Source organism: Lactococcus ileimucosae, assembly GCF_943193185.1.
Lineage (GTDB): Bacteria > Bacillota > Bacilli > Lactobacillales > Streptococcaceae > Lactococcus > Lactococcus ileimucosae.
In genome coordinates, this window is the sequence record NZ_CALPDE010000013.1 from 55149 (window position 1) to 64996 (window position 9848).

Annotated in this window: 9 protein-coding genes; 5 read left to right on the forward strand and 4 right to left on the reverse strand. The window is 40.1% G+C overall.

Translation table 11 applies throughout. From position 1 onward, the window contains the following. Positions 1 to 8 precede the first annotated feature (8 nt). From NFR51_RS07010 to NFR51_RS07025, 4 genes are all read left to right on the forward strand, one after another. Positions 9 to 1139, forward strand: coding sequence for an aminotransferase (locus tag NFR51_RS07010; protein ID WP_251713008.1), 1131 nt, complete (start codon positions 9 to 11; stop codon positions 1137 to 1139). A gap of 77 nt (positions 1140 to 1216) precedes the next feature. Then, positions 1217 to 1828 carry a nitroreductase family protein gene (locus NFR51_RS07015; RefSeq protein ID WP_251713009.1) on the forward strand — a complete coding sequence of 204 codons (612 nt, stop codon included), beginning with the start codon at positions 1217 to 1219 and terminating at the stop codon, positions 1826 to 1828. 107 nt (positions 1829 to 1935) lie between these two features. Next, positions 1936 to 2916, forward strand: a complete 981-nt coding sequence (locus NFR51_RS07020) for a polyprenyl synthetase family protein (protein WP_251713010.1) — start codon at positions 1936 to 1938, stop codon at positions 2914 to 2916. 2 nt (positions 2917 to 2918) lie between these two features. Then, positions 2919 to 3821, forward strand: a complete 903-nt coding sequence (locus NFR51_RS07025; RefSeq protein WP_251713011.1) for a prenyltransferase — start codon at positions 2919 to 2921, stop codon at positions 3819 to 3821. A gap of 220 nt (positions 3822 to 4041) precedes the next feature. On the opposite strand, the gene feoB is transcribed toward NFR51_RS07025, so the two are convergent. The 4 genes from feoB to NFR51_RS07045 form a co-directional block, all read right to left on the reverse strand. Further along, a complete protein-coding gene (feoB, locus tag NFR51_RS07030) occupies positions 4042 to 6150 on the reverse strand; it encodes a ferrous iron transport protein B (RefSeq protein ID WP_251713012.1) in 2109 nt (702 codons plus the stop codon). Beyond that, entirely contained in the window at positions 6151 to 6624 is a 474-nt protein-coding gene (locus NFR51_RS07035; RefSeq protein WP_251713013.1) for a FeoA family protein, read from the reverse strand. Between the two features lie 270 nt (positions 6625 to 6894). Then, positions 6895 to 8565, reverse strand: a complete 1671-nt coding sequence (locus NFR51_RS07040) for a DAK2 domain-containing protein (RefSeq protein ID WP_251713014.1) — start codon at positions 8563 to 8565, stop codon at positions 6895 to 6897. Beyond that, on the reverse strand, positions 8565 to 8927 hold the full coding sequence (locus NFR51_RS07045; RefSeq protein ID WP_202229754.1) for an Asp23/Gls24 family envelope stress response protein: 363 nt from the start codon (positions 8925 to 8927) through the stop codon (positions 8565 to 8567). The genes NFR51_RS07040 and NFR51_RS07045 overlap by 1 nt, the downstream gene beginning before the upstream one ends. A gap of 319 nt (positions 8928 to 9246) precedes the next feature. Between NFR51_RS07045 and NFR51_RS07050 the strand changes: the two genes are divergently transcribed. Beyond that, positions 9247 to 9633 (forward strand): RidA family protein, encoded by a 387-nt coding sequence (locus NFR51_RS07050; RefSeq protein ID WP_251713015.1) that lies wholly within the window; start codon positions 9247 to 9249, stop codon positions 9631 to 9633. Positions 9634 to 9848 lie beyond the last annotated feature (215 nt).

Sequence of the window (9848 nt, forward strand, 5' to 3'; positions counted from 1 at the left end):
AATAGCTTATGAAAATAAATGGTTTTGGAGTTGAAGAATGGCTTAATGTGTGGGAAAAATCAGCAGTATATGATATTGCACAGTCAACGATTTCGTCCATGACCCTGCAAGAGATATTAGATTTAGAAGCAGATAAGGGACAAAACTTCATGTCGACTCTTATGCAGGAGAAATTCAATTATGGCTGGATTGAGGGCTCTCCTGAATTTAAAAAAGAAGTGGCAAAGCTTTATGCTGATGTTCCCGCAGAAAATATTTTAGCAACAAATGGAGCAACTGGTGCAAATCATCTCGTATTGTATAGTCTGATTGAGCCAGGGGATCATGTTATTGCAGAATACCCAAGCTACCAGCAGCTCTATGATATTCCTCGGTCTTTGGGAGCAGAAGTTGATTTCTGGCAGATCTATGAGCGTGAAAATTGGTACCCTCGTCTAGAAGAGTTACGGCAGATGATGCGACCAAACACCAAGATGATTTGTCTGAATAATGCCAACAACCCCACAGGAACGACATTAAACCGTGCATTTTTGCAAGAAGTAGTAGACTTGGCTAAGACGGTTGGTGCTTATGTATTAGTTGATGAAGTTTATTTACCATTAGATGACTCAGAGGATTATGTACCTATTGCTGACTTGTATGAGAAAGGGATTTCCACCAATTCTTTGTCTAAAACTTACTCTGTTCCAGGTGTGCGCTTGGGCTGGGTAGCAACTCAGGACGAAAAACTGACCGATGTGTTTCGGAAATATAGGGATTATACAATGATTTGCTGTGGCATTTTTGATGATGCCTTAGGAACTTTGGTTTTAAAGCATCGGGACAAAGTTCTTGCGCGTAATAAAGCAATTGTAAATAAGAATCTAGAAATCTTGCGTGAATGGGTTGAAAATGAACCTTTGGTTTCAATGATATATCCAAAGTCTGTTTCAACAAGCTTTGTAAAATTTGAAGAATTGGATCCAGAAAAAACGGAAGAATTTTGCATAGAATTACTAAAGAGCAAGGGTGTTCTTTTAGTCCCCGGCAATAGGTTTGACTTGCCAGGCTATGCAAGAGTAGGGTACTGTACAAATGAAGCGACTTTGCGCGAGGGCTTAGCTGCTTTATCTCAATTTTTGCGGGAATATGACAAATAAGAGAATAAGGGGCTTGGGACCTCTTTTTCTATACTAAAAATTTCCAAATTTGGTACAATAATGAAAGGAGGATTTCCATGGATTTTGTAAAAATTAATAAAGAACGCCACGCTGTAAAAACATTTGACGGTAAAAAAATACCGACAGTAGATGTGAAACAGATTATCTCTGCTGCGAGCTTAGCACCTTCTGCGCATAACATCCAACCTTGGCATTTTGTGATTATAGAAAGTCAGCAGAAGCGTCAAGCGCTTTTATCAGAAGTTAAGGGAAAGAATGGGCAGCAGGTTAAAGAAGCGGGAGCTGTTATTGCTATTTTTAGTGATACAAATCTTTCAGAACGCTCAAGCGAAATTGCCCGTATAGGAGCCGCAGAACTGGACAGCGAGCAACTGCAACGTTTTAATAGCCGTTATCCACAAATGTTTGAAAGCATGGATGAGCTGATGGAGGCGAGCTACTTGTCCCTGAATATAGGTTTTGTGACAATGAATCTCATGTATGCTATCAAAAATAGAGGATATGAAGGAAATGTTATCCTTGGTTTTGACCGCACAGCACGCGTGAACGAAATTCTTGAAGTAGATAAACGTTATCGTCCAGAACTGCTGGTTGTACTTGGCACATCAGAATCCAAAGGTGAAGCAAGTTATCGTTTGCCACAACAAAACATTATTGAGATTCGCTAAGTATTTGTAAGAAAAAGCTGGAGTCGTTTATATCGAAATTTAAGGTGAAATTTGCTAGAATAATAGAGACATAAAAAAGATAGATATATTAGGGAGCGAAGGAAAAAGTGCTAGATTTTTGGCAGGACTATCCTGAAATTAGAGGAAAACTTATCGCAGTACAGGCTTTGATGGCGGAACGTTTGTCCGTAAATAATGCAGACATACATGATGCATTGCAAAAGTTTACGACGCGTGGAGGGAAGATGGTTCGTCCAGCGCTTTTTTTTCTATTTTCTGGCTTATTAAAAGAGAGCAACCAAGACGAAGAACGTTTGCTTAAAATAGCGGCTAGCTTAGAGCTGTTACACTCAGCGACTTTAATCCATGATGATATTATCGATGATTCGCCTTTACGTCGAGGTTTACCAAGTGTGGAGGCCCAGTTTGGTAAAGATGTTGCTGTATATACAGGTGATTTTATCTATACGGTGTATTTTGAACTGCTTTGCGAAACGATGGCCGATACCCCATTTTTACCTAGAAATGCAAAGTCGATGAAAAAAATATTGCAAGGTGAGTTGACTCAAATGCAGTCAGCATTTAATGCAGATAACAGCATCCGGCACTATCTTAAGGCAATAAGCGGAAAAACTGCGGAATTGTTGAGTCTGGCTTGCTTGGAAGGGGCATATTTTTCAGGCGGAGATAAGCAGCTGCAACGGTCAGCTCGAAAGATTGGCTTGGCGATTGGCTTGGCCTTCCAGATATATGATGATGTTTTGAATTTTACTGTAGGTTTAGAGGAGGCTGATAAGCCCATACTGACAGACTTTAGACAGGGCATTTATACATTGCCTCTGCTTTTAGCAAAAGAGGAAGCTCCTGAACAAATTTTGCCTTATCTGGTAGCTTCAGACGGTCTCAGTCGTGAGGAATGTATCCAGTTTTCACAGTTGGTAGCGGAGCTGGGAGGCATTACAGGAAGCCTATCTTTGGCTAAACATCTTACGAACCAAGCGCTTTTAGAAATTGAAAAACTTCCCAAATCTCGTAACCGTGAGATTTTAAAGGAAGTCACCCAAACGTTATTACAAAGAAATTATTAAAAATGAATTTTAAAACATTTGCTGAGCTCATCGAGTTGAAAGCTAAAGCAGCTAGCGTTTTTCCTTTTTTATTGGGACTGGCTTACTCGCTCTATCACTACCAGATGGCTAACTTCCTCCCTTTGTTCCTCTACTTTATCGCCATGTTCTGTTTCAATTGTTTTGTGGACATATGGGACAATTATAATGACTATCATAAGGCTGTGGACACGGAAGATTATAAGAAAAATACCAATATTATTGGGCGAGAAAACCTGCCGATTAAGACAATACGTACATTGCTCATAGCCTTTTTTTCTCTTTCCTTCTTCTTAGGATTAGGCGTTGCTTGGCTGGTAGGTTGGCCTGTCTTTTGGTTGGGACTCTTTTGCTATTTTGTAGGAATTTTTTACTCTGCAGGTCCGAAACCATTATCAAGTTTACCTGTGGGGGAGTTGGCTAGCGGTTTGACGATGGGCTATTTGATTTTTCTGATTTGTGTATATATTAATACGAGTGCAGCCTTTGTCTGGAATTTCGAAAGTTTGGCTTTAACCTTTCTCGTCGCCTTGCCAAGCATCTTGCTGATTTCAAACCTGATGTTGGCCAACAATACCTGCGATTTGGAAGAGGACGAGGCCAATCATCGTTACACTATTGTGCATTATATTGGCAGAAAAAATGCATTGCGCTGGTGGACGATGAGTATCGTTTTGGCCTATATTTCTATTGTTGTTGCTGTTGTTCTGGGAGTGGTTTCCCCGCTTATGCTGCTGCTGTTCTTGCTTTTGCCTTTCATCGTAAAGCAGGCTAGACCTTACTTACAAAGGCAAGTAAAAAAAGAAACATTTATTGTTTCAGTGAAAATCCTGCTCGTCTTCTCTTTTGCCCAGACAATCTTGATGCTCGTATCTTTAGCTATTTAGACGAACGAAGCAAATAGAATGTGTCACAGAATCCAAAAAAGCCTTCTTAAGTGAAAGGCTTTTTTGCTAGTCACAGCAATCTGTTTTTGCTGATGTTTCTAGTGCAGAAACGCTTTTGACGGGACAGGTTGTTGTTGCACAGTCGTCGCACGCTCCCTTGCCACGTACTGTTTTGCGAACAGAAAAGAAGGCAGCGGTTAAAATAATAACTAAAAGAATACTACTCGCTAAGTTCAAGAGAATGTTCCTCCTTATTTAGTGTAATTTTTGATTTACGGAAAATGAGATAGCTTCCAAAACTCATGAGAAGCAGCGCAGATAAAGTACTGATATTAAAGTTCTTCTCGAGGACTGAAAGGCCAACCTGATAAATAATGAAACTCATACTATACGCAATAGCCGTTTGAAAGCCAACAGCGCGTAAAGTCCATTTTACATCACCCATTTCTTTATAAATAGCGGATATAGCAGCGATACATGGTGCACATAAAAGATTAAAGACAAGTAAGGAGTAAGCTGCCAGTGGTGTATAACTGCCTTGCAAAGTCGTCCAAATGGCTCTGCCGTTATTTTCGATATCCGCACCTTGCGCATACAACTGGCTCATCGTCCCAACGATGGTTTCCTTTGCGATAAGACCGGTCAAAGTTGCGACAGTTGCTTTCCACTCTCCAAAGCCCAGAGGAGCAAATACAATGCTCAGGTAACCTCCTAATGTAGCCAATATTGATTGCCCAGGATCAACTTGCTCTAAGGTAAAACTGTAATTTGACAAGAACCAAAGACAGACATTAAGGGCAAATATAATGGTTCCAGCACGTTTAATAAAGCTGAGGCCACGGTCAAAAGCATACTTTAAGACTGTAGGAAAATGGGGCAAATGATAAGTAGGAAGTTCCATAATGAAGGCAGAGGTATCGCCAGCAAACATTTTGGTCTTTTTCAAGATAATCCCTGAAAGGATAATCATCGCCATCCCCAAAAAGTAGGCACTAGGAGCTACCCAACTGGTGGAGTGGAAAAAGGCACCAGAAACTAGAGCAATGATTGGCAGTTTTGCCGAACAGGGCATAAAGGTTGTGACCATAATCGTAATTTTTCGATCTCTCTCCTGTTCAATCGTGCGCGTGGCCATGATTCCGGGGACGCCACATCCAGAAGAAATTAACATGGGGATGAAGGATTTGCCGGACAAACCAAACCGTCTAAAGATGCGGTCCATGACAAATGCTACACGTGCCATATAACCTGAATCCTCAAGAAAGCCCAATAAAAGAAAGAGAATAAAAATTTGGGGGACAAAACCTAAAATAGCTCCAATTCCGGCAAGGACACCGTCGAGGAGAAGTGACTGTACCCAAGGAACAATAGCCCAATAGTCCATCATTTGACGAAGCGTGTTGGGCAGAAAACTGCCAAAAAAATTATCATTTAACCAATCACTGGCAGGTGTACCAATAACTTGAATAGCCAAGAAGTAAACCAACCACATGACAAAGATAAAGATAGGAAGTCCCAGCCATTTATTGGTGACAATACTGTCTATCTTATCCGTTAGGTTAAGGCGCCCTTTACTATTATTTGTAACGACAAGGTCTACGATTTGTCCGATGAGGTCATAACGTTCATTGACGATGATAGCTTCTTGATCATCTCCCATTATTTTCTCGGTTATTGCAACAATGTCATTCAGCTCTTTTCTTTGAGCATCATTAAGGCTTTCTAAAGCTAAGGCATCCCCTTCAAAGAGTTTGATTTGTTCAAAGCGAGTCCTAGCATGAGGGCAAATTTGGCCAATCTCTGCTAAGGCACTTTCAAGACGGTGGTCGTAGTCCAGAGGGTGAACCTCCAAAGGCTGGCAAGCAACCCGTATGACCTCATCCAAGCCACGATTTTTTAAAGCACTTGTGGGCACAACAGGTAACCCTAACATATAAGAGAGTTTCTCTTTATCTATCTTCCTTCCTTGATACTCCAGTAAATCACTCATGTTTAGAGCAATAACGATGGGGATGTTAAACTCCATAAGCTGTAATGTAAGGTAGAGAGAACGCTCCAGATTAGTAGCATCTATAATATTAAGGAGAATATCTGGTGGGGTTTCTCTAAGATAGTTCCGTGTAACCTGTTCTTCCAAGGTGTAAGGTGAGAGTGAATAAGTTCCAGGAAGGTCTTGAATAGCAATAGTTTTGTCCTTTTTATAATGCCCAGTTTTACACTCTACTGTGACACCGGGCCAGTTCCCGACTTGTTGATTGCTTCCAGTCAATATGTTGAAAATACTGGTTTTCCCACTGTTGGGATTTCCGATTAAGGCAATTTTGGTCATCTATATTTCCTCTTGATTGGGGATTGCTATTTTTATCTTTTCGGCATCAATTTTTCGTAAAGATAGAGCATAACCTCGGAGATGAAGTTCCATAGGATCACCCAGAGGGGCAAGCTTATGGACGGTAATATGTGTGCCACGTGTAATGCCCATATCCATTAAGCGCCGTTTCATTTCACCTTGACAGTCAATAAAGCGAACGACTCCGGTCTGGCCAGCAGTTAAAGATGAAAGAGAAGACAAGTTCTCCTCGGCTTGTTCATTTTTAAGCACAATATCTTGCAGATAGAAGTTACTTAGGGCCAGACGTGTGTTCCCGATTTTTAAGAGAGCATTTTCTCCATCAAGAGAAAGTAAGACAACTTCTTTATCTGATGAAAAACCAAGTTCCCGTAATTTTCCAGCATGTGTGGATTTTAAAATTTTATCGATGTAGTATATTTGTCCAATTCGAGCTGTATTCAGTGTTTTCATGCGGACTCCTTCGGCGAAATGTAAAATACATTTGACATTACACTAAGTATAACACGAATCACTTGTAATTTCGAGGAAATTGTGTATAGCGTTCCTTTGTAGAAAGTTTGTGCTGCTTTGTGGAACGAGAACGCGGTGTTTCACGTGAAAACACATAAAAAAACTTGCCTTAAAACTAACGTCCGTCTAAATGGCAGTTGTGGTATTTTTTACCATATCCATTTTAGCAGGAGCTGTTTATCATAATAAAAGACAAGTTTTTTATTGGATTTATTCTACAGAGAAAATATAAGGGTAAACAGGTTGTTTTCCTTCATGAATCTCTACTTCGAGTTCAGGATAACGTTTTTCTAGTTCTTTGGCGATACGTTCGGCATTTGATTTTTTACCGTCTTCTCCGATATAGATTGCTGCGATTTCACTGTCTTCATCAATCATTTTTTCGAAAGAAGCAAAGATGGCATCGTTCATCCTCTTGGTTGAAGCAACGATTTTATTATTGACCATACCGAGAGTATCTTTTTTGTGGATTTCGATACCATCAATATTTGTATCACGGATGGCTTGTGTCACTGAACCAGATTGCACATCTGCTAGAGCAGCGGTCATGTTTGTTTTGTTATCTTCGATAGATTTTGTGGGGTCAAAGCTAAGTAGAGCGGTGAAACCTTGTGGAATAGTGGCGGTTTCGATAACCTCAACAGGGATATCTGCAACCTCGGCAGCAGATTTAGCAGACATGAAAATATTTTTGTTATTAGGTAAAATAATTACTTTTTCGGCATTCACAGCCTCAATAGCTTTGAGGATATCTTCTGTTGAAGGGTTCATTGTTTGTCCACCAGAAACGACGTGTTGGACTCCCATTTCACGGAAAATATCTGCGAGACCCTCTCCAGCAGCAATAGCAATCAAGCCCCAGTCGGATTTAGACGTTGAGGTACTGATGTTGTTTGCTTTTTCCTTCTCAGCAACGCCCTCGTTTTGCAGGCGCATATTATCTACTTTAACTTTGACGAGGCGTCCGTATTTGAGTCCTTCTTGCATCACTAAACCGGGATCTTCAGTGTGCACATGGACTTTTACGATTTCGTCATCGTCAACCACTAAGAGTGAATTACCGATACCTGCCAAGTAGGCTTGGAAATTATCGTGATCATAACTTTCGCGCACTGTCGGCCTTTGACCAAGCTCTACCATAATTTCTGTACAGTAGCCGTATTTGATATCGCTTGTAGAGGCACCAGCCACACTGGTTTCAGCCTCATGTTCAAGGTTAATCATGCGCTCCATAGCACCCAAACCTTGCTCAGGATTTTCAGGAACGAATTCCCCATTGAGAGCCATCAAGAAACCTTCATAGATGTAGACTAAACCTTGACCACCTGAGTCAACAACGCCAACTTCTTTAAGGACAGGAAGCATGTCTGGAGTTTTAGCCAAAGCAATCTTGGCCCCCTCAAGCGCAGCTTCCATAACTGCTATGGCATCGTCTGTTTCATTTGTCTTACGGTTTGCGAGTTCGGCAGCACCACGCGAAACAGTCAAGATAGTTCCTTCGACAGGTTTCATAACAGCCTTGTAAGCGACTTCTACACCACTTTGCAAGGCATTTGCCAAATGGATACCGTCAAGCTCATCGTAATCTTTTGCATATTGCGCAAAACCACGGAAGATTTGACTGAGGATAACCCCTGAGTTGCCCCGAGCGCCCATAAGTAAACCTTTGGAAAGAATCTGAGAGACTTGACCAACAGTTTCGGCTGGCTTTTCAGCAACATCTTTGGCGCCATTTGTGATTGTCATCCCCATATTTGTTCCCGTATCACCATCTGGGACAGGAAAGACGTTAAGAGAATTGACGTATTCAGCTTGTTCGTTAAGGCGACTCGCTGCCGCCTGAATCATTTCTTGAAATTTACTTGCGTTAATATTTGACACTAGTCTTCAACCACCTTCACATTTTGTACATATACATTGACCTTAGCTGCTGCAATGCCAAGTTGATTTTCCAGATTAAAACGGATACGTTCTTGGATGTTTTTGGCAACTTCGCTAATTTTGACACCATAGCTCACAACGACATAAACACCAATGGTTGTTTGATTATCTGCTGTCGTCACGACAACACCTTTAGAATAGTTTTCTTGTCCGAGGATATTACGGAAGTTGTCTTTCACAGCATTTTTACTTGTCATGCCGACAACGCCGAAAATTTCAGTAGTGCTTGCACCAACAACAGTAGCGATAACGTCTGTTGCAATGTCAACATTACCATGTTGAGTATTAATAGTAACGGTCATTTTCATATGCGTGCTGCTGAATCCCACAGCACTTTCCTCCATAATAATTTATGTATCACTTCATTCTATCATAATTTTGTAAAATAGAACAGTTGTTTTATTGTCTTTTTAGTCACTTCTCCTTGATTAGTAATCCGAGTAGCCCTTGTTTAGGAGAAAGATTCCAGTAAAATTTTTAAAAGATGATATGATTTCCTGTAATAGACAAGCACAAAATATGAAAACCTTTACTTTTTTAGGAAGGTATAGTATACTAGGTTTGTTTCATATTATTTCATTTTCGTTAAAAAAGCGACATAAATTACAAGGAGAATCTAGTATGTTAAAAAGAATTTCAAGTGAAAAATTACCCCAAGCTGTCGGAAGCTATTCCCCAGCCACAGAAGTAGGCAATTTAATTTTTACTTCTGGGCAACTGCCTATCAACGGTAAAACAAACAAAATAGATTTTCCAGACAGCATAGAAGAGCAGACAAAGCAGTCGATGGATAATGTGAAATACATTTTAGAGGATAATAAGTCTTCGCTAGAAAACATTGTAAAAACTACAGTTTATTTGAAAAATATCAAAGATTTTACGAGCTTCGATCAAGTATATAAAAGCTACTTTACAGAAAGTTTTCCTTCCAGAACGGCGTTTGAAGTTGGGGATTTACCCATGGGTGCACTCATTGAGATTGAAGTAGTTGCTCAAAAGATAGGGTAAAATGTATAAGAAGCTGGAAAAGAGATAAAATCTTATCTGATTTTAACTAAAACTGCTCAATCACGACATTTTTGTACGTGGCTGAGCGTTTTTAATTTTTTTATGGTTGTCTCTCCAAGAACATCAATGTAACAAAATATTATGATAACATTTCATAAATATTAAGCAACATGTTAAAATATGATGAGAGATACCATTGTATTTGGAGAAACACC

Coding starts and splice junctions, on each gene's coding strand:
- NFR51_RS07015 (WP_251713009.1), top strand. CDS start 1,217: ATGGATTTTGTAAAAATTAATAAAGAACGCCACGCTGTAAAAACATTT.
- NFR51_RS07035 (WP_251713013.1), bottom strand. CDS start 6,624: ATGAAAACACTGAATACAGCTCGAATTGGACAAATATACTACATCGAT.
- feoB (WP_251713012.1), bottom strand. CDS start 6,150: ATGACCAAAATTGCCTTAATCGGAAATCCCAACAGTGGGAAAACCAGT.
- NFR51_RS07050 (WP_251713015.1), top strand. CDS start 9,247: ATGTTAAAAAGAATTTCAAGTGAAAAATTACCCCAAGCTGTCGGAAGC.
- NFR51_RS07025 (WP_251713011.1), top strand. CDS start 2,919: ATGAATTTTAAAACATTTGCTGAGCTCATCGAGTTGAAAGCTAAAGCA.
- NFR51_RS07045 (WP_202229754.1), bottom strand. CDS start 8,927: ATGACCGTTACTATTAATACTCAACATGGTAATGTTGACATTGCAACA.
- NFR51_RS07010 (WP_251713008.1), top strand. CDS start 9: ATGAAAATAAATGGTTTTGGAGTTGAAGAATGGCTTAATGTGTGGGAA.